We start from the raw sequence: 19,123 nt of genomic DNA, 5'->3' as shown, positions 1-19,123 counted from the left end.
GAGGAGGACCTGTGCGCGCCGTCATGTATCGCGGATTCGGCGACGAACCCGAACTCGTCGAGGTCGAGCGTCCCGCCTGTCCGCCGCGCGGCGCCGTCGTGCGCGTGCGCGCGACGGGGCTCTGCCGCAGCGACTGGCACGGGTGGATGGGCCACGACGCCGGCATCGCACTGCCGCACGTGCCGGGCCACGAGTTCGCCGGCGAGATCGCCGAGCTCGGTTCCGAGGTGCCGGGCGACTCCGGCTGGGCCATCGGCGACAGGGTCACCGCGCCCTTCATCTGCGCGTGCGGTCGGTGCGCCGAATGCCTGGCCGGCAACGAGCAGGTCTGCGACGCCCAGCGCCAGCCCGGCTTCACGCACTGGGGATCGTTCGCCGACTACGTCGTCGTCGACGAGGCCGCACTCAACCTCATCCGCCTGCCCGACACGCTCGGGTTCGTCGAGGCCGCCTCCCTCGGGTGCCGCTTCGCGACCGCGTACCGTGCGATCATCACCCGCGGCCGCCTGCACCCCGGGGAGCAGGTCGCCGTGCACGGCTGCGGCGGCGTGGGACTCTCCGCGATCATGATCGCCGTCGCGGCCGGGGTCCCCGTCTACGGGGTGGACGTCTCCGACGCCGCGCTCGCCGCAGCCGCCGACCTCGGCGCGACCCCGATCCGGGGCGGCCGGGGCGCCGCGGACCGGGTGCGCGAGGCGAGCGACGGCGGGGTCGACCTCTCGGTGGACGCGTTCGGCAGTCCGGAGACGTCGTTCGCGTCGGTGCGGAGCCTCCGGAAGCGGGGCCGGCACGTGCAGATCGGCCTCATGCTCGCCGAGGACGCCACGGCGGCGATGCCCATGGACGCGGTCATCGACGGCGAGCTCGAGATCCTCGGCAGCCACGGCATGGCGGCCCACGAGTACCCCGACATGCTCGGCGCCGTCGCGTCCGAGGCGTTCCGGCCGATCGAACTCGTCGGCCGCACCATCGCGCTCGACGCCGTGCCCGACGCGCTGGCGGCCATGGGCCGCGCCGGCGGAGCCGGTTCAGGCATGACGGTGGTCGAGCTGTAGTCGACCGCTCCGATCAGGCGACGTCCGGCAGCGGCGCCCGTCGCGGCTGCCGCGTGGGCGCCGTCGGGACCCTCGTCGGCGCGGCGGGCCGGCGCGGGATCGACCGGCCATCGGGCACCTCGACCGGCTCGGGCGCGATCACGAGACCGTCGCGCGAGGCCGCGACATCCGCCAGCAGTTCGAGCCAGGCGCGGTTCATGGCGGGTCGACGCCGGTCGGCGTACCGGAACTCCAGGGCGACCGACGGGCCGAGCCACAGGCCCACCTCGCGGCCGTCGACCGTCGCCGTGAACGCGAAGTGCTCACGTCGCCGGAGCTTGCCGAGGATCACCACCTGGAGGTGTGCGAGCGTGCGGTCGTCCACGGGGATCGACAGTCGGCTGTCATAGACGAGGGTTCCCATCTCGGCCGGACTCCTTCCGACTGTGCGGGGGGTGAGGATTCGCGAGCGGTGCCGACCATCGCGGTCCCCCTCCGTCGAGGTCATGCACCGCTCGCGCTGAGAACGCTACGCCCGCGCGGGCGAGCGCTGGGCAGGCAGGGGCGGAATCTTCCGAATCCGGATATCCCGAAACTCAGGATCGGCGACGTACACTTACCCGATCCGGTACGCCCCGACGCCGGGAACGAGGGAGATGCATGGTCGGACTGGCCCGGTCCGCGATCGACACGCGCGACCCCGAGGCGGCGCGCGATGCCTTCGCGCCCATGGTCCCGCGGCTCGCCTTCGGCCGGGCCGACCCGTCCGAGTTCCGCGTGCGGCTGAGGTTCGACGCCGCGCCCTCGTTCACCGTGATCGAGTACGCGTTCTCGGCGCCCGCCGCGAGCGTCGCCGGCGCCGACGACCTCGTCGTGATCTCCGCCAAGGGCCGCGGCTTCGACCTGCGCCACGGGCGCACCCCCGTCGACACCTCGCTGCCGTACCTGCAGGCGCCCGAGGGGCTCGCCGCGACCTGGGACGCGGTCGCCGCGCGCGCCATCATGCTGGACCGCGCCGGCGTCGCCGCCGTCGCCCGGGCGATCACGGGCGACGCCGAGGTCGAGCCGGGATTCGTCACCGTCGCGCCGCGGAGCGCGGAGCTCGGTCGTCACTGGCAGCGGATCGCGCACCGGGTGCGAGAGGCCATGCTCGTCGCCCCCGAGGCGTTCGCGGAGCCGCTCATCGCCGCCGCCGCGTTCAACCGGCTCGCCACGGCCTACCTGCATGCGTTCCAGGTGGTCGCCCTCGACCTCGAGGGGCGACGGATGTCGTTCGGCGCGCGCTCGCGGACCGTGCGGGCCGCCGTCGACCACATGCACGCGCACGCCGCCGAACCGATCTCGGTGCAGGACATCGCCGCCGCGCTGCACATCTCGGTCCGCGGACTCCATTCCGCGTTCGCCGCGGAACTCGGCCAGTCGCCGTCCGAGCACCTGCGCGGCATCCGTCTCGCCGGCGTGCGCGACGAACTGCGCTTCGCGCCGCCCGACCAGGGCATCGCGGCTGTCGCCCGCCGGTGGGGGTTCGCGCACCTCTCCCGCTTCGCCGGGACGTACGCCCGCGAGTTCGGCGAACTCCCCTCGGAGACCGTGGGCGCGCGACGGCGCGCGGTGCCTACAGTCGCGCGAGGATGAAGTCCACGCGCTCCGTCGGCGGGAGCACGGGGACGCGGACGACCGGGATCGGCAGGGACAGGTAGACCTCGAGCAGGAGGTCGTGGATACGACGCTGGGCGGCGGCATCCTCGGTCCTCGCGTAGTCGGCATGCAGCGGCAGCAGGTCCATGACGAACGCCTTGCGGTATCGCACGTGCGCGAGCGCCTCGAGGAGCGCGCCGTCGGGGTCGAGGCCGAGCAGGCGGTAGTAGGCGAGCGAGTCGGGGACCGCGCGATCCAGGAACACCACCTCGTCGGGGTCGAGGTCGGCCTCCTGCGCGAGCTGGAGGGACAGCACGTTCTGCTGGAACTCCGCCTGGCGGGACCGGATCTCCTCGACCGAGCGGCCTCCGAGTCGCTGCAGGTCGATGTAGTGCCGGCTCTCCTCGATGGTGGTCCGGTAGCCGCGCTGCCGGAGGAGGTCGACGGTGGTGGTCTTGCCCGAACTCGGGCCGCCGGTGATGACGTACCAGTGGGTCATGCCCGCTCCCTCGACGTGCCGTGAACGGATGGTACCGCCGAGCGGCATCGGGCGGTGGAGCGTCACGGATTCCGCGACGCGGGCCCGTCGCCGTACGCTGGCGTGACGGCGACGACGCCGGAGGACCCATCGGCAGGAGGCGCGGCGGATGACCGGGTGGCGGATTCGCGAATTCCATCGGGATGACCTCGACGGCATCCTCCATCTCTGGGAGCACGCGACGACCTCGCCGATCGAGCCGGTCTACGGGCTCAGCGAGGTGCTCGCCTCCTGCGAGAAGGACGACGCGCTGGTCGCCGTCCACGGCGAGGAGGTCGTCGGCGCCGTCGTCGGCCGGGCGGCCCACAACCAGGGCTGGATCGTGTTCCTGGCGACGACGCCCGAGTGGCGAGGTCGAGGGATCGGCACCGCGCTCCTCGCCGCCCTCGAGAAGAAGATGGAGCCGCACGGCCTCGGCAAGCTGTCCGCGCTCGTGCCCGAGGCGGAGGAGACGCGCGTCGACGCGTTCCGACGGCAGGGCTTCGAGCTCCGCCAGCACCTCCGCTACTACGAGCGGCGCATCCCGGTCCAGCGGGAGGAGCTCAGCTCCCTCGCCGAGCTCGGCGGACGCATCCTCCCGCGCGACCTCTGGGAGGCCGTCGCCGGCATGCGCCGTGAGAAGGAGATCCTCGAGCAGCGGCTCGTCATGCCCCTCGCCGAGCCGGACCTCGCGGAGCGGTTCGGCGTGGTCCCGCCGCGCGCCGTCGTGCTGTTCGGCCCGCCCGGGACCGGCAAGACGACCTTCGCAAAGGCGATCGCCTCACGACTGGAGTGGTCGTTCGTCGAGGTCTTCCCGTCACGTCTCGCGGCCGACCCGGGCGGGCTGGCCGGGGCGCTCCGCGACACCTTCACGAAGATCGCGGAACTCGAGCACGCGGTCGTGTTCATCGACGAGGTCGAGGAGATCGCGGCGCAGCGCTCCGGCGAACCGCCGTCGCCGCTCCAGGGCGTCACGAACGAGCTCCTGAAGATCATCCCCGCGTTCCGCGAGCAGCCCGGCCGGCTGCTCGTGTGCGCCACGAACTTCATCCGCGCGCTCGATACCGCGTTCCTGCGCCACGGCCGCTTCGACTACGTCATCCCCATCGGCCTTCCGGACGAGACGGCGCGGACGGCGATCTGGCGGCGCTACATCCCGGAGGCCGTCGCCGCCGATGTCGACCTCGCCGTGCTGGTCGAGCGGACCGCGGGGTTCTCCCCGGCCGACATCGAGTTCGCCGCCCGCAGTGCGTCGCAGCGCGCGTTCGAGGCCGCGCTCTCGAGCGGGACGGATGCCGCGGCCGAGCGTCCCGGGCCGACGACCCACGACTACCTGGAGGCGATCTCCGGCACGCGGACGACGGTGTCCGCTGAGACGACGGCCGCGTTCCTGGAGGACATCGAGGCGCTCGCGCGCGTGTAGCGGGAGCGCGCCCGGGCCGACGCTGCCGACCGCGAGCCGGGTCCGGCCGGGTCGGAGCGGCACCGCTCAGGAGGGCGGCAGCGAACCGCCCGGGGTGCCGGGGCCGTTCGGCGGAGCGCCCGGCATCCCGCCCGGCGGCGGATAGCCCGCACCGCCCGTCGGGATCTGGCCGGCCGGATACCCGCCGACGATGGCCTGGGCGCCCGACGGCGTCGTCCCGACACCCTGGGCTCGCCGCGCCTGCTCGGCCTGTCGGACGAGGGCCATCCGCGTCATCTCGTCACGGTGCGCTCGCTCGGATCGCTCGATGCGTCGGCTGATCGCGGCGACGCCGGCGCCGACGGCGCCTGCGATGAGGGCGTAGATGAAGATGGCGAAGATCGCCGAGATGTCGAGGTACCCGCCGTCGCCGAGGTCGCGCGTCGGGAAGATGTCACGGAACGGATGCATGTAGGCGTCGGAGACGCGGTAGACGAAGGATGCGAACCCGGCGTCGGGGTTCGCGGCGAAGAGCAGCAGGAACACGCGGAGCGAGAGCGCGATCACGCCGATGAGCACCCAGATGTACAGGATCCATGTCGCGATCTTCAGCAGCCGGAGGTACCACGGCGGCTTCCATTCGGGTTCGGCGGCGGTGTCGGTGCGGCTCATCGGGCTCCCCCTTCACCCTCGCGGTCGCGAGGCGACCCGCCCAGCCAACCGCGCCGGCGGCTGCGACGCAAGGGACGTGGGTCCCGGCGTCCGGTCAGGTCGAGGCGAGGAACGCCGTGACCCGCTCCAGGAGCAGTGCCGCCGCAGCCGGGTCGTAGGCGTCGAGCGAGGAGTCGGCGAAGAGGTGCTGGTCGCCGGGGTAGAGGAACAGTTCGGCGGATGCCGCGGAGCCGGCGAGTTCGCGAGCGGCCGGCAGGTCCTCCCGGAAGAACTCGTCGCCCTCCTTGCCGTGGATCTGCACGGGCACGTCATCGGGCCACGCCGGGCCGAACTCCGAGATCGGGATGCAGGAGTACATGAGCAGTGCGCCTCGGGCGCCGCCGCGTGTCTGCGCGAGCTGTTGGGCGATCGTGACGCCGAAGGAGAAGCCGGCGTAGACGAGGTCGGGACCGAGGTCGTCGGCCGCGGCGACGCCGCGCTCCCGGATCGCATCGAACCCGGTCTCGCGCGCGAAGGCGAACCCGGCATCGATGGTGTCGAACGTGCGACCGTCGAACAGGTCGGGCGTGTGCACGGTGTGGCCGGCGGCTCGCAGTTCGTCGGCGAAGGCGCGCACGCCGTCGGTCAGGCCCTGGATGTGGTGGTAGAGCAGCACTTCGGCCATGTCAGCAGCGTCCTCCGGTCGTTGATCCACCATTCTGGCTTCTCCGGGCGCGGTTCAGGAGGCGGACCGCAGCTCGATCCGGGCGAGGGCGGATGCGGCCCGGCGGGCGTCGGCGTGGGCTCGCGCGCGTCCGGCCGCGGCATCCGCCGTCGCCAGGTTGGGGCGGAACGCCGCCGACGCGACGGTCTCGATGCCGGCCCATCGGAGCCAGTCCTCGAGGTAGGGCTGCTGGAAGTCGGTGCCGAAGCCGGAGCCCCGCTCCGGGCCGTACACCGCGCTCGTGTAGACGACGACGGCGCGCTTGCCGTCGAGGAGGCCGGTGTAGCCCTGCTCGCCGTCGAACGAGAAGACGGTGCCCGGCTGGCTCACGACGTCGATGAACTGCTTGAGGATGTACGGGATCCCGTGGTTCCACATGGGGACGCTGAAGAGGTAGAGGTCGGCGGCAGCGAAGCGCTCGAATGCGAGCCGGCTGCGATGCCAGGCGGTCTCCTGCGGGCCGACGGGCGTCTCGCCCGCGAAGATCCGCATCTTCGCGCCGGCGCCGTCGGGGCCGAACGAGGGGAGCGTGCCGTCCCACAGGTCCCAGGTCTGGATCTCGACCTCGGGGCGCTCGGCGCGGAACGCGTCGAGGACGGTGTCCGCGAGTGCGAGCGATTCGGATGCCTCGCCGCGGGGTGAGGCGGAGAGGTGGAGGAGCGTGGTCATGGTCGTGTCCGATCTGCGGCGCATCCGCCGCTGTCATTTATGTGCGTGTGCACGCTATCAAATATGTGTGCGCGCACGCAAATGAGTTATGCTGGGAACATGCCGAGCGATGCAGAACGTGCCTGGGAGGCACTGCTCCGAGCGCACGCGCGCCTGGTCCCGCTCTTCGACCGCGAGGTCCAGCAGGCGACGGGGTTGCCGCTCACGTGGTACGACGTCCTGTTGGAGCTCCACTCGGCCGGCGGGCGGATGATGATGGGGCAGTTGGCGGAGCGCGTGGTGCTCAGCCGCACCCGGGTGAGCCGACTGGTCGATGAACTCGCGCGAGCGGGCCTCGTCGCCCGCGAGGCCAATCCCGCCGACGGGCGAAGCGCGTTCGCGGTGATCACCCCAGAGGGCGTCCGCCGGTTCCGCGACGCCGCGCCCGCCTACCTGGGCGCCATCGACCGCGAGGTCGGCGGACCGCTCAGCAGGCAGGAGCTCCGAGCGCTGGCGACGACGCTCGAGAAGCTCGTGGATCGTTCAGCAGGGTGATCCGCGCGACCATCGGATCACGCGTCCTCCGGTGACGACCGGCACCATCCCGCAGTCGCGATCGCGCACGACGGAGCGGTCATTCGCCGTCGCAGGTCCGATCCGCTGGCGCCGGGAAGTCGGGTACGGGGCGGTCGGCCGCCTCCTGCGCGGTGGTGGCCGGGCCGTTCTCCCGGATGTCGCGGATGAGCCAGTCCATCTCGTCGATCTCGCGACGTTGGGCCTCGCTGATGCCGACGGCGAGCTCGCACACCCGCAGGTCGGTGTTCCGGAAGGGCGGGGCCGAGCTCCGCCACGCGACCTATGCGGCCTCGGCCGCGGCGCCCGCGGCCAGCGGGGTGCGCGGTCGCAGCGGCACCGAGGGCGCGTCTGCGGAATCGAGCGCCTCGCCGCGGCTCCAGAGGAATCGGGCCGCGATCGCTGCGCCCGCTGCGAGTACGGCCAGCGACGACCAGGTGATCGCGAGTCCCGCGCTCGTGCCGAGCCATCCGGCGATCGGGTACGTCAGCAGCCAGGCGAGGTGCGACAGGGAGAACTGGGCGGCGAAGACCCCTGGCAGCTTCGCGGGCTCGACCGCTCCACGCAGGATCCGTCCCGTCGGGGTGACGATCATCGCCATCCCGGCTCCGATCACGAACCACAGGATCGCCGTGCCGGCCCAGGTGATGACGCCGGCGGCGGTGAGCGCGGCGGCCGTGATCGTGGCGACCGACAGGAGTGCGGCGCCGGTCAGCATCACCGTGCGTTCGGTGATCCGATCGAGCACGCGTGGGAGCGTGAGCGCGGCGACGAGGGAGCCCGTGCCGGACGCGGCGAGCATCCAGGCGACCGCCGATTGCGAGCCGCCGAGTTCGTCGCGCACGTAGGTGACGGTGTTGACGATGACGATCGAGCCGGCTGCCGCGACGACCAGGTTGAGGGCGATGATGCCGCGGAGCCTCGGCGTGCGCAGGAACGTCCTGATCCCCGAGGTGGCACGGTCCCACGCGCCGGAGCGGGTGCCTCGACGCGCGTTCGGGATGCGGGTGGAGAGGACGAGCAACGTGGAGAGGACGAAGCCGAGCGACGTGCCGAGGAAGAGCCAGGTGAAGCTCATGAAGCTGAGCGCGATGGCGGCCAGCACCGGGCTGAGCAGGCTCTCCATGGTGTAGGCGACCTGGGAGGCGGACAGTGCCCGCGTGTAGTCGGCCTTGTCGGTCACGATGTCGGGGATCACGGCCTGGAACGTCGGCGTGAACGCCGCGGAGGATGCCTGGAGGAGTCCGATCAGGACGTAGACGTGCCAGACCTCGGTGATGAACGGGAGCGCGAGGACCACTCCGGCGCGCACCGCATCCAGGGTGACGAGGAACGCCCGCCGGGGGAGCCGGTCGATGTAGGCCGCCGCGATGGGGGCGATGGCCACGTAGAGGACCATCTTGATCGTGAGGGCGGTGCCGAGCACCAGGCCGGCCTGCGGCCCGGCGAGTTCGTACGCCAGCAGGCCGAGCGCCACCGTGGTCAGCCCCGTGCCGAACAGCGCGATCACCTGGGCGCTGAAGAGGTGGCGGTAGTCGCGGATCTTGAACAGTCGCATGGTCTTCCTCCTGCGCGGACCGGGTCGGGATACCAGTTCCAACCTAATACCCCTAGGGGGTATTCCCGATCCAGTGTCGGAGATTTCGCCCGAGAGGCGCCTCGGCGCTGGGCGAGCTGGCGGATCGCAGTTGCGGGGAATACCCAATAGGGGTATACGTTGATACCCCACAGGGGTATTGGCCCCGGAAGGAGAAAAGATCATGTCCCAACCAACCGCGGCCGCATCACGGCGCCGCTGGCTCGGGCTCGCGCTCATCGCCGCAGCCCAGTTCGTCGTCATCATGGACACGTCGATCATCGGCGTGGCCCTCCCGGAGATGCAGGCGGAGCTCGGCTTCACGCCCGAGTCCCTCTCCTGGGTGTTCAACGCCTACGTGGTCGCCTTCGGCGGCCTGCTGCTCCTCGGTGGTCGGCTGTCCGACCTCTTCGGCGCACGGCGGGTGTTCCTCGCCGGGTGGGGCATCCTCGCCCTCGGCTCGGTGCTCGCGGGTGCCGCGACCGGCGTCGGCATGGAGATCGCCGGGCGTGCCGTCCAGGGTGCCGGAGCGGCGCTGATCGCGCCCGCCGCCCTCAGCCTGCTCATGGCGCTGTTCGGCGGAACCCCGCAGCTCCCCAAGGCGTTCGCCGTCTACGGCGCCGCGGCCCCGATCGGCGGCACCGCCGGCGTGTTCCTCGGCGGAGTGCTCACGGAGTACGCGAGCTGGCCGTGGGTGTTCTACATCACCGTCCCGATCGCCCTGGCGGTGGTCCTCCTCGCCCCGGGCGCCCTGCCGCGCGTGCCCGGCCAGCGCGGTTCCGTCGACGTGCTCGGCGCCGTGACCGGCACCGCCGGTCTCGCCGCGCTCGTCTACGGCATCGTCCGCGCGCCGGAGGCCGGCTGGGCCTCGCTCGAGGTGCTCGTCGCGCTCGCCGCGGGAGTCATCCTGCTCGGCCTGTTCTTCGTCGTCCAGCGGAAGGCCCGCCAGCCGCTGCTGCGCCTCGGGATCTTCCGCACCCCGCAGCTCGGCGCCGCCAACACGGCCCAGCTGCTCCTCGGTGCGGCGTGGGTGCCGATGTGGTTCTTCCTGAACCTCTACCTCCAGCAGGTCCTCGGTGCCGGCTCGTTCGCCGCGGGCGCGGCGCTCCTGCCGATGACCGTGCTCATCGTGATCGGCATGACCACGGTCGCACCCCGCCTGCTCGCGAGGTTCGGCGTGAAGCCGCTCATCATCGCCGGGTTCGCGCTGCTCGCAGCAGGCCTGGTCTGGCTCGGCTTCGTCCGCCCCGACGGGAACTACGTCGTCGACGTGCTGCCCGCCTCGCTGGTGGCCGCCTTCGGCATGGCGCTCGCGTTCATCCCGTCACTCGGCACCGCGATCGGGGTCGCCCGACCCGAGGAGACCGGTGTCGCATCCGGGCTCGTGAACACGAGCTACCAGATCGGCTCCGCAGTCGGCCTGGCCGCCGTCACGGCGCTCAGCTCGGCCGTGGTCGGAACGGGTACCGGCGTCGTCGCACTGACCGGCGGCTACTCGGCCGCCTTCCTCGGCGCCGCGGCCATCGCCGTCGTCGGCGGCCTCATCGCCCTCGTGACGCTCCGCGGAGCCAAGCAGGCGGGCGAGACCGGCGCCGCCCAGGACGAGCAGGTTCCCGTGGGTGCCTGATCTCGACCAGCGACGGGAGGCGCGGGCCGTTCGGCCCGCGCCTCCTCAGCGTCCGTGTGGTCCGATCGGCCTACTGCCGGGAGGGCGCCGGTTCGGGGGTGCTGCGGCCGACGCGATCCCCGAGGATCGCACGCGTGCTGCTCTCGGGGCGCAGGTCGAGGCGGCGGAGCAGCTGCGCGTTCCCGGCGACGATGATGGTCGACAGCGACATCAGGATCGCGCCGACGGACATCGGCAGCACGAACCCGATCGGGGCGAGGACGCCGGCGGCGAGCGGCACCGAGATCAGGTTGTATCCCGCCGCCCACCACAGGTTCTGCTTCATCTTGCGGTAGCTCGCCCGCGACAGCTCGATCACGGAGAGCACCGATCGCGGGTCGTCGCTGGCGAGGATGACGCCGGCGGAGGCGATCGCGACATCCGTGCCCGCGCCGATCGCGATGCCGACGTCGGCCTGGGCGAGCGCCGGCGCGTCGTTCACCCCGTCGCCGACCATCGCGACCCTGCGGCCCTCGCGTTGGAGTTCCTGGACCTTCGCGGACTTGTCCTCCGGTCGGACGCCCGCGAAGTAGCGGTCGATGCCCAGATCGGAGGCGACGGACCGGGCCACCGCGTCGGCGTCGCCGGTGATCATGACCACTTCGAGGTCCAGCTCGTGCAGCGCGTCGACCGCCTCCCTGGACTCGTCGCGGATGGCGTCCGCGAGCTCGAGGGCGCCGATCACCACGCCGTCCTCGACCACGTGCAGGATGATCGCGCCGTGCTCGCGCCACTCCTCCGCGATCGGGAGTTCGTCCTCGCCCTCCTCGGCGAGCAGGTGCGGCCCGCCGACGCGGATCGTGGCGCCGTCGACGTTCGCCGTGACGCCGACCGCGGGCGCGGACTCGAACCCCGTCGCGGCGGCGACCTGGAGGCCGCGTTGCGTGGCCGACTCGACGATCGCACGTGCGAGGGGATGCTCGGAGTCGGTCTCTGCCGCCGCCGCGAGCGCCAGGACGTCGTCGGAATCTCGGCCGGACACGGTCTCGACGGCGACGACGGTCGGCTGGCCCTTGGTGAGCGTGCCGGTCTTGTCGAAGAGCACGCTGGTGACCGTCCGCATGCTCTCGAGCGCCAGCCGGTCCTTGATCAGCACGCCGCCGCGCGCGGCGCGCTCGGTGGCGATCGAGACGACCAGGGGGATCGCGAGTCCGAGTGCGTGCGGGCATGCGATCACGAGGACCGTGATGGTGCGCACGACGGCTTCGTCCGGGAGGCCGAGCATGCTCCAGACCGCCGCGGTGATCACGGCCGCGCCGAGTGCGAACCAGAACAGCCACGCTGCCGCCCGATCTGCGATGCGCTGCGCGCGCGAGGACGAGTTCTGGGCGTCCTCGACGAGGCGACGGATGCCGGCCAGGGCCGTGTCGTCGCCGACCGCGTCCACCTCGATGCGGATGCCGGAGTCGGTGGCGACGGTTCCGGCGACGACGTGGTCGCCGTCGCTGCGGCGGACGGTCTTCGATTCGCCGGTGATCATGGACTCGTCCATGCTCGCCGTGCCGGCGACCACCGTGCCGTCGGCGGGAACGCGTCCTCCGGGTCGGACGACGACGATGTCGCCGACGCGGAGGTCGGCCGGAGCCACGGTGACGGTCGTGTCGCCCTCGACGCGCTCCGCCTCATCGGGTAGCAGCGCGGCGAGCGAGTCCAGCGCGGAGGTCGTCTGCGCGAGGGAGCGCATCTCGAGCCAGTGCCCGAGCAGCATGATCACGATCAGCAGCGCGAGCTCCCACCAGAAGTCCAGCTCGTGGTCGAGCAGCCCGATCGTCGCGCCCCAGCTCGCGAGGAACGCCACGGTGATCGCCAGGCCGATGAGGAGCATCATGCCGGGCTTCAGCGCCCGGAGCTCGCTGACCGCGCCGGTCAGGAAGGGGCGTCCGCCCCAGACGTACATGACGGTGCCGAGGACCGGGGAGATCCAGGCGGCCCAGGCCCCGGCGGGCAGTTCGTAGCCGAGGAGCATGGCGAACATCGGGGAGAAGCCGACGACCGGGACGGCGAGCACGAGGTTGATCCAGAACAGCCTGCGGAACTGGCCGACGTGATCGCCGTGGCCGGCGTGTCCTCCATGCCCGCCGTGACCGGCGTGACCCTCATGCCCTGCGTGGCCGCCGTGCTCGGAGTGCTCGCCGTGACCGCCGTGCTCCTCGTGCTGCTGCATCGAGGGGCCCGCGCCCGTCGACCCGGCGTGTGCGGCGTGGTCGGCGTGGTCGGCGTGGTCGGCGTGGTCGGCGTGATCGTGATGCTCGTGCCCGACCCGTGCGGTCGGGTCCGTGTCGTTCCGTGCGCGCTCGTCCATCGTCTCGCCCTCCCGCGCCGTCAGGCGAACGGCGATCGCCGTTCGTCGGCGCCGACGAGAGCGATTATACCCCTGTGGGGTACCGTTGCAACGGTTCGCGCAGGTCTCGACGCGCCGACTCCGCGATGCTGCGCACCGTTCCCGCGGCATCGATGCCCGCGACGGCGGTGACCTGCCCGAAATGGCGGCCGACGCCCACGGCCTCGTCGCTGTCGTGGCGAGACCACTGGGTGGCCCGGGTGGCCACCCCCCACGCGGTCAGCGTCCCCCCGTGGATGCGGGCGGAGAACCCCGACTCGAATCGGTACTCGCCGGGATCGGCGGCTCCCAGGAGGTCGTGGAGGATCGAACGGGCGGCGTGCGCCCCCTGCGCCGCCGCGTCCTCCCAGTGGTCGACTCGCACGGCCGTGCCGTGGGACAGGATCGACGCGACGCCGCCCGCGGCGTAGACCCCGCGGAGTCCGGTCCTCAGCCGGGCATCGACGGTGAGGGCGCCGGTCTGCGCCCCGACCGACGGGCGACGGGCGAGCGTTCCGTGCGCGACGATGGCCACGTCGGCTTCGACGGTCTCGCCATCGGAGAGCTCGACGACGACGATGTCGGATCGCGTCGCGGCGCGGGCGACGTCTCGGCCGGTCCGGATCCGGATTCGATCGCGATGCCGGCGGAGCAGGTCCGATGCGACCGTCGGGCCGAGCTGGTCGCGCAGGGGGAGGGGTGACCGGGCGAGCAGGGTCACGTCGACTCCGGAGTCGGCGAGCAGCGACGCGGTCTCGGATCCGATCAGGCCGGCGCCGAGCACGGCGACGCGACCGCCGCTCGAGGGCAGCAGGCTGCGGATCCGCTCCGCATCCTCGATCGAGTGCAGTGGCATGATCCGCTCCGCCCCGGCGTCCCCGTCCGGGCTGAACGAGTGTCGCCGCGGCGCGCTGCCGGTCGCGATCACGACCGCGGTGGGTGCGACGCGATCGCCCGAACGGAGGTGAACCGTGCCGTCGGCCTGGACGGCCGCCACCTCGTCCTCCAGGAGCTCGGTGCCGGCCGGGATCGGTCGCCCGAGCTGCTCGCGGCCGAGCAGGCCGGTCAGCACGCCCTTGTTGACCAGCGTGCGGTTGGTCGGGCCGGTCGGGTCGACGATCGTCACCGGCCCCGGCCAGCCCGATCGCACGAGCGTGTCTGCTGCGGACCAGCCGGCGGCGCCGGCTCCGACGATCAGCGCGTGTTGTGACGACATGATGACCTCCCGGTGCGGAATACCCCAGTGGGGTATATGGTTGTCGATCATACCGCATACCCCACCCCCCTATTGAAAGGATGAGGCGATGACCGTATTCGAGTACCAGGTGACCGGGATGACCTGTGGTCACTGCGAACTCTCCATCCGCGAGGAGGTCTCCGGGATCGCCGGCGTGACGAGCGTCGACGTGTCCGCCGTGACCGGCCGGCTCGTGGTGGGCTCCGACGCCGACCTCGACGACCAGGCCGTGCTCGACGCCGTGCAGGAGGCCGGCTATGTCGCGCAGCGGCGGTGAGCTGAGCCCCGCGCTCCGACTCGGGCTCTTCGGAGTCGGTCTCGCCGGTGTCTTCGGGCTCGCCGTCGCCGTCGGTCCGGTGGTCGTGCCCTCGGACGCCGTCACCGCGTGGGCGCAGCGGGCCGAGCATGACGGACCCCACGGATCGGCCGGGGACGAGGCGTCCGAGTCGCACTCGCACCCGAGTCCCGACGAGGTGCCCGGGCTCTCCCTCGACGCCGACGGCTACCGCCTCGACGGCCTGCATGCGCCGGGCGAGACGGGCGACCCCGGCGAACTCGGCTTCCGGATCCTCGATGTCCACGACGACCCGGTGACGGACTTCGACCTCACCCATGAGCGGCCCCTGCACCTCATCGTGGTGCGCTCCGACGGCGCGCAGTTCCGTCACGTGCACCCCGAACTCGGCGCGGACGGCGTCTGGAGCATCCCGTGGGACTGGGACGCCGCGGGCGGGTATCGCCTCTTCGCCGACTTCCGGCCCGCCGGGCACGATCGCACGCTCACCCTCACCACGACCACGACCGTCAATGGGGTCCTGAGCGCCACGGATGCGCCCACGCCCGGCGAGCGGGTCGTGCAGGCCGGGCCCTACACCGTCGAGCTCTCGGGCGATCCCGTCGCGGGCACCGAGGCCGAGCTCGAGTTCACGGTCCGGCAGGACGGCCGACCCGTCACTGCGATCGAACCGTACCTCGGCGCAGCGGGGCATCTCGTCATGCTCCGCGTCGGCGACCTCGGGTACCTCCACGCGCACCCCCTCGACGAGGCCGACACCGTCGGCACGACCGACCTCGGACCGGTCATCCGGTTCGCAGCCACCCCGCCGACGGCGGGTGACTACCTGGTCTACGTCGACTTCCGGGTCGCCGGGCAGGTGCACACCGCAGCATTCACCGTCGTCGCGACACCCGGCGAGGCGGAGGCGGAACCCCACGCCGAGAGCGGCGACCACGCCGAGAGCGGCGACCACGCCGCAGGCCATTGAGCAGGACCGAGGAGGAAGGAACTCCGATGAACGAGAGCGCCCTGAAGACACCACCGCCGACCGAGGTGGTCGAACTGGACATCGGCGGGATGACCTGCGCGTCATGTGCGATGCGGATCGAGCGGAAGCTGAACAAGCTCGACGGCGTGACGGCCACCGTCAACTACGCCACCGAGAAGGCCCGCGTCGAGGTTCCGCGCGGGCCCACGACCGAGGCCGTGATCGCGGAGATCCGGAAGACCGGCTACACCGCCGAGGCCCCGGCCCCGCCCACGGCGGAGGCCTCGGGCGCACAGGGCGAGGGTGATGCCGAGGACGGCGAGCTGCGGACGCTCCGGCATCGGCTGATCGGCTCGGTCGTACTGTCCGTTCCGGTCATCCTGATGGCGATGATCCCGGTGCTCCAGTTCCCGTTCTGGCAGTGGCTCTCGCTCGCGCTCGCAGCGCCGGTCATCGTCTGGGCCGCGTGGCCGTTCCATCGGGCCGCGCTGGTGAACCTGCGCCACGGCGCCGCGACGATGGACACGCTCGTGTCGGTCGGGACATCCGCCGCGTTGCTCTGGTCGGTCTACGCGCTGTTCTTCGGCACCGCGGGCACGCCCGGCATGACCCATCCGTTCGAACTGACCGTGGCTCCCACGGACGGCGCCGCGAACATCTACCTCGAGGTGGCCGCGGGCGTGACCATGTTCGTCCTGGCCGGTCGCTACTTCGAGAAGCGATCGAAGCGCACGGCCGGCGCCGCGCTGCGCGCCCTGCTCCAGCTCGGCGCGAAGGACGTCGCCGTGCTGAAGGACGGCCGTGAGGAGCGCATCCCGATCGATCAGCTCAGCGTCGGCGACGAGTTCGTCGTGCGCCCGGGCGAGAAGATCGCGACCGACGGCGTGATCGTCGAGGGCCGCAGTGCGATCGACCAGTCGATGCTCACCGGAGAATCGGTTCCGGTCGAGGTGACCGTCGGCGACCCGGTCGTCGGCGCGACCGTCAACGCCGGGGGCAGGCTCGTCGTGCGTGCGACGCGCGTCGGCGCCGACACCCAGCTCGCGCAGATGGCGAAGCTCGTCGAGGACGCCCAGTCCGGGAAGGCGCAGGTCCAGCGCTTGGCCGACCGGATCTCCGGGGTCTTCGTCCCGATCGTGCTCGCCCTCACGGCCGGCACGCTCGGCGTCTGGCTGGGCGCCGGCTTCCCGGTCGCGGCGGCGTTCACGGCGGCCGTGGCGGTGCTCATCATCGCCTGCCCCTGCGCCCTGGGCCTCGCCACGCCGACGGCGCTGCTCGTCGGCACGGGCCGCGGTGCCCAGCTCGGCATCCTGATCAAGGGGCCAGAGGTCCTCGAGTCGACTCGCAAGGTCGACACCGTCGTGCTCGACAAGACCGGTACGGTCACCACGGGCCGGATGTCGCTGCTCGCGGTGCGGGCGGGAGCCGGCGAGGACGAGGCCGAGGTGCTCCGCATCGCCGGCGCACTCGAGGATGCCTCCGAGCATCCGATCGCGCAGGCGATCGCCGCAGGCGCCACCTCCCGGATCGGCGAGCTCGGCAGCGTGGAGTCGTTCGAGAACCACGAGGGTCGGGGCGTCCACGGAATCGTCGACGGCCACCTGGCCGTCGTCGGCAAGGAATCGCTGCTCGACGACTGGGCGATCGAGGTCCCGGAGGACCTCCGTGCGGCGAAGCTGGATGCCGAGTCCGCCGGGCAGACGGCCGTGCTGGTCGGATGGGACGGCGCCGCGCGCGGTGTGCTCGTGGTCGCCGACCGCGTGAAGGACACCAGCCGAGAGGCGATCGCGGCCCTTCGGCGCCTGGGGCTCACGCCGGTGCTGCTCACCGGAGACAATGCCACGGTCGCACGGCACGTCGCCGACGAGGTCGGCATCGACGAGGTCATCGCCGATGTCCTCCCGGCCCAGAAGGTCGGCGTCGTCCGAGACCTGCAGGCGTCCGGAAAGGTCGTCGCGATGGTCGGGGACGGCGTGAACGATGCCGCCGCGCTCGCGCAGGCCGACCTCGGCCTGGCGATGGGCACCGGCACCGACGCGGCCATCGAGGCCGCCGACATCACGCTCGTCCGCGGCGACCTCCGAGCGGTGGGCGACGCCATCCGGTTGTCGCGCCGGACGCTCGGGACGATCAAGACGAACCTCTTCTGGGCGTTCGCCTACAACGTGGCCGCGATCCCGCTGGCCGCGCTCGGCCTGCTGAACCCGATGCTCGCCGGGGCCGCGATGGCGTTCTCCAGCGTCTTCGTCGTCAGCAACAGCCTCCGCCTGCGGACGTTCCGCTCGCGGACCACCGGCGCCCCGCGCGCCACCACCGCGACCGAACCGGCGCGGCAACTCGAACGCGCATGACCCGCGCGACTGAAAGGAATCCATCCATGAGCGCACACTGCTGCAGCACCGGCAACGCCCACGGCCACGCCTCGAAGCCCGCCGAGGCGACCGACCTGCTGCGAGGCCCCGACGACCTGGCCGAGTGCCCGGTCATGCCGGGGAGCATGGTCGTCAAGGCCGACGCGGAGCAGGCCGGTCTCTTCCGGGACCACGACGGACAGCGGTACTGGTTCTGCTGCGCCGCCTGCGGTCCGCTGTTCGACGCGGACCCGCAGCGATACGCAGCCGCCTGATCCGTGGCCCGTCGGGGCCGGCCGCACCGGCCGGCCCCGAACGGGCGTTCGGCGAGCGTCGACCCCGTCGCCGTGAGCAGCCGACCGACTCTCGTAGCCGCACTCGCCCTGGGCACGTGCCGAAGGTCCCGAGTCGACGCGCGATGCACGGACTAGGTTCTGGGCCATCGAGGGGTTCGGGACGGTGATCATGTCGTATCTCCACGGTCGAGTCGTGAGGCCGCCGGTCGCGGAACTCCACCTCCACCTCGAGGGGACGCTGGAGCCCGCATTCATCATCGAGACGGCCGCGAAGCACGGCATCGAGTTGCCGTGGCGTTCCCTCGAGCATCTCGAAGCGCAGTACGACTTCACCGACCTCCAGTCCTTCCTCGACCTCCTCTACGTCAACCTCGAGGTGCTGCGCGACGAGGACGACTTCGCCGAGGTCACCCGTCGGTACCTTGCCCGGGCGTCGGCGGCAGGGGTGCGGCACGCGGAGATCTCCTTCGACGTCCAGGCGCACACTCGGCGTGGCATCCCGGCCGACACGGTGATCGGCGGCATCCGGAGCGCATTGGATCGGAGCGTCGTCGACCATGGGATGACGACGAAGCTCATCATGTCGTTCTGGCGCGACCTTCCGCCGGGGGATGCGATGGACGCCCTGACCGAGGTACTCGACGCCGGTCTGCCGATCGATGGCATCGGCTTGGATTCCGCGGAGGTCGGCTACCGGCCGTCACTGTTCGTCGACGTGTACCGGGCGGCCAGCGAAGCGGGGCTCCATGTCGTGGCGCACGCCGGCGAGGAGGGCCCGCCGGAGTACGTCTGGGAGGCCCTCGACCTGCTGCACGTCGAGCGCATCGATCACGGAATCCGGAGTCTCGAGGATCCCGAACTCGTCGAGCGCCTGGTCCGCGACCGCGTTCCGCTGACCGTCTGCCCGCTGTCCAACGTCCGGCTTCGCACGATCGACACCATGGCCGACCATCCGCTGCCACGGATGCTCGAACTCGGCCTGCTCGTGAGCGTGAACTCGGATGACCCGGCCTACTTCGGCGGGTACGTCGATGCCAACTTCGACGCCGTCGTCGCGGAGTTCGACCTCGACGAGGGAACGGTCGAGCAGCTGGCGAGGAACTCCGTCGACTCTGCGTTCCTCGAGCCGACCGAGCGCGCCCGGCTCCACGCCGAGATCGACGCGTGGAAGCGCGATCGATCCGATTGAGACCTGGCAGGTGCCCGCGGTGGAGGCGGGCGCCTG

19 protein-coding genes are annotated in these 19,123 nt (G+C 71.8%); 10 read left to right on the top strand and 9 right to left on the bottom strand.

The window, feature by feature from the left end; all coding sequences use genetic code 11:
• Positions 1-11 precede the first annotated feature (11 nt).
• Complete coding sequence (locus ACFVHK_RS06855; protein WP_376928149.1) at positions 12-1,055, top strand: alcohol dehydrogenase catalytic domain-containing protein; 1,044 nt, start codon at positions 12-14, stop codon at positions 1,053-1,055.
• A gap of 13 nt (positions 1,056-1,068) precedes the next feature.
• Here the strand turns inward: ACFVHK_RS06855 and ACFVHK_RS06850 are convergent, their stop codons facing one another.
• Positions 1,069-1,458, bottom strand: a complete 390-nt coding sequence (locus tag ACFVHK_RS06850; RefSeq protein WP_376928148.1) for a DUF7882 family protein — start codon at positions 1,456-1,458, stop codon at positions 1,069-1,071.
• 236 nt (positions 1,459-1,694) lie between these two features.
• Here ACFVHK_RS06850 and ACFVHK_RS06845 point away from each other — a divergent pair, with 236 nt between their 5' ends.
• On the top strand, positions 1,695-2,669 hold the full coding sequence (locus tag ACFVHK_RS06845; RefSeq protein WP_376928147.1) for a helix-turn-helix transcriptional regulator: 975 nt from the start codon (positions 1,695-1,697) through the stop codon (positions 2,667-2,669).
• Here the strand turns inward: ACFVHK_RS06845 and ACFVHK_RS06840 are convergent.
• The gene (locus ACFVHK_RS06840; RefSeq protein ID WP_376928146.1) at positions 2,650-3,171 is read right to left on the bottom strand and encodes an AAA family ATPase; all 522 of its coding nucleotides are present in this window, start codon (positions 3,169-3,171) and stop codon (positions 2,650-2,652) included. The genes ACFVHK_RS06845 and ACFVHK_RS06840 overlap by 20 nt on opposite strands.
• 148 nt (positions 3,172-3,319) lie before the next feature.
• Between ACFVHK_RS06840 and ACFVHK_RS06835 the strand changes: the two genes are divergently transcribed.
• Positions 3,320-4,612: an ATP-binding protein gene (locus ACFVHK_RS06835; RefSeq protein ID WP_129235277.1), complete on the top strand. Its 1,293-nt coding sequence runs from the start codon at positions 3,320-3,322 to the stop codon at positions 4,610-4,612.
• 66 nt (positions 4,613-4,678) lie between these two features.
• Here ACFVHK_RS06835 and ACFVHK_RS06830 read toward each other — a convergent pair whose 3' ends face one another.
• The 3 genes from ACFVHK_RS06830 to ACFVHK_RS06820 form a co-directional block, all read right to left on the bottom strand.
• Entirely contained in the window at positions 4,679-5,263 is a 585-nt protein-coding gene (locus ACFVHK_RS06830; protein WP_129233422.1) for a YggT family protein, read from the bottom strand.
• A 94-nt stretch (positions 5,264-5,357) separates the two neighbouring features.
• A complete protein-coding gene (locus ACFVHK_RS06825) occupies positions 5,358-5,960 on the bottom strand; it encodes a dienelactone hydrolase family protein (RefSeq protein WP_376928145.1) in 603 nt (200 codons plus the stop codon).
• 21 nt (positions 5,961-5,981) lie between these two features.
• The gene (locus tag ACFVHK_RS06820; RefSeq protein ID WP_129233424.1) at positions 5,982-6,635 is read right to left on the bottom strand and encodes an FMN-dependent NADH-azoreductase; all 654 of its coding nucleotides are present in this window, start codon (positions 6,633-6,635) and stop codon (positions 5,982-5,984) included.
• A gap of 99 nt (positions 6,636-6,734) precedes the next feature.
• Here ACFVHK_RS06820 and ACFVHK_RS06815 point away from each other — a divergent pair, with 99 nt between their 5' ends.
• Complete coding sequence (locus ACFVHK_RS06815; protein WP_376928144.1) at positions 6,735-7,169, top strand: MarR family winged helix-turn-helix transcriptional regulator; 435 nt, start codon at positions 6,735-6,737, stop codon at positions 7,167-7,169.
• 79 nt (positions 7,170-7,248) lie between these two features.
• Here ACFVHK_RS06815 and ACFVHK_RS06810 read toward each other — a convergent pair whose 3' ends face one another.
• Together ACFVHK_RS06810 and ACFVHK_RS06805 are read right to left on the bottom strand one after the other, a co-directional pair.
• Complete coding sequence (locus tag ACFVHK_RS06810) at positions 7,249-7,422, bottom strand: hypothetical protein (protein WP_376928143.1); 174 nt, start codon at positions 7,420-7,422, stop codon at positions 7,249-7,251.
• A gap of 48 nt (positions 7,423-7,470) precedes the next feature.
• The gene (locus ACFVHK_RS06805; RefSeq protein ID WP_376928142.1) at positions 7,471-8,745 is read right to left on the bottom strand and encodes an MFS transporter; all 1,275 of its coding nucleotides are present in this window, start codon (positions 8,743-8,745) and stop codon (positions 7,471-7,473) included.
• 202 nt (positions 8,746-8,947) lie between these two features.
• Between ACFVHK_RS06805 and ACFVHK_RS06800 the strand changes: the two genes are divergently transcribed.
• Entirely contained in the window at positions 8,948-10,390 is a 1,443-nt protein-coding gene (locus ACFVHK_RS06800; protein ID WP_129233428.1) for an MFS transporter, read from the top strand.
• Between the two features lie 70 nt (positions 10,391-10,460).
• Here the strand turns inward: ACFVHK_RS06800 and ACFVHK_RS06795 are convergent, their stop codons facing one another.
• Positions 10,461-12,731, bottom strand: coding sequence for a heavy metal translocating P-type ATPase (locus tag ACFVHK_RS06795; RefSeq protein WP_376928141.1), 2,271 nt, complete (start codon positions 12,729-12,731; stop codon positions 10,461-10,463).
• 64 nt (positions 12,732-12,795) lie between these two features.
• Entirely contained in the window at positions 12,796-13,965 is a 1,170-nt protein-coding gene (locus tag ACFVHK_RS06790; RefSeq protein ID WP_376928140.1) for an FAD-dependent oxidoreductase, read from the bottom strand.
• An 88-nt stretch (positions 13,966-14,053) separates the two neighbouring features.
• Between ACFVHK_RS06790 and ACFVHK_RS06785 the strand changes: the two genes are divergently transcribed.
• The 5 genes from ACFVHK_RS06785 (at position 14,054) to ACFVHK_RS06765 (ending at position 19,087) form a co-directional block, all read left to right on the top strand.
• Positions 14,054-14,263, top strand: a complete 210-nt coding sequence (locus ACFVHK_RS06785) for a heavy-metal-associated domain-containing protein (protein ID WP_376928139.1) — start codon at positions 14,054-14,056, stop codon at positions 14,261-14,263.
• Positions 14,244-15,251, top strand: a complete 1,008-nt coding sequence (locus tag ACFVHK_RS06780) for a heavy-metal-associated domain-containing protein (RefSeq protein WP_376928138.1) — start codon at positions 14,244-14,246, stop codon at positions 15,249-15,251. Before ACFVHK_RS06785 ends, ACFVHK_RS06780 begins: the two co-directional genes overlap by 20 nt.
• A gap of 26 nt (positions 15,252-15,277) precedes the next feature.
• Positions 15,278-17,602: a heavy metal translocating P-type ATPase gene (locus ACFVHK_RS06775; RefSeq protein ID WP_376928137.1), complete on the top strand. Its 2,325-nt coding sequence runs from the start codon at positions 15,278-15,280 to the stop codon at positions 17,600-17,602.
• Between the two features lie 26 nt (positions 17,603-17,628).
• Positions 17,629-17,877, top strand: coding sequence for a hypothetical protein (locus ACFVHK_RS06770; protein ID WP_242492180.1), 249 nt, complete (start codon positions 17,629-17,631; stop codon positions 17,875-17,877).
• A 214-nt stretch (positions 17,878-18,091) separates the two neighbouring features.
• Positions 18,092-19,087 (top strand): adenosine deaminase, encoded by a 996-nt coding sequence (locus tag ACFVHK_RS06765; RefSeq protein ID WP_376928136.1) that lies wholly within the window; start codon positions 18,092-18,094, stop codon positions 19,085-19,087.
• Positions 19,088-19,123 lie beyond the last annotated feature (36 nt).

The organism is Agromyces binzhouensis (genome assembly GCF_042672355.1).
GTDB lineage: Bacteria > Actinomycetota > Actinomycetes > Actinomycetales > Microbacteriaceae > Agromyces > Agromyces binzhouensis.
Note: the sequence above shows the minus strand (reverse complement) of the source record. Positions and strands in the feature narration are given on the sequence as shown.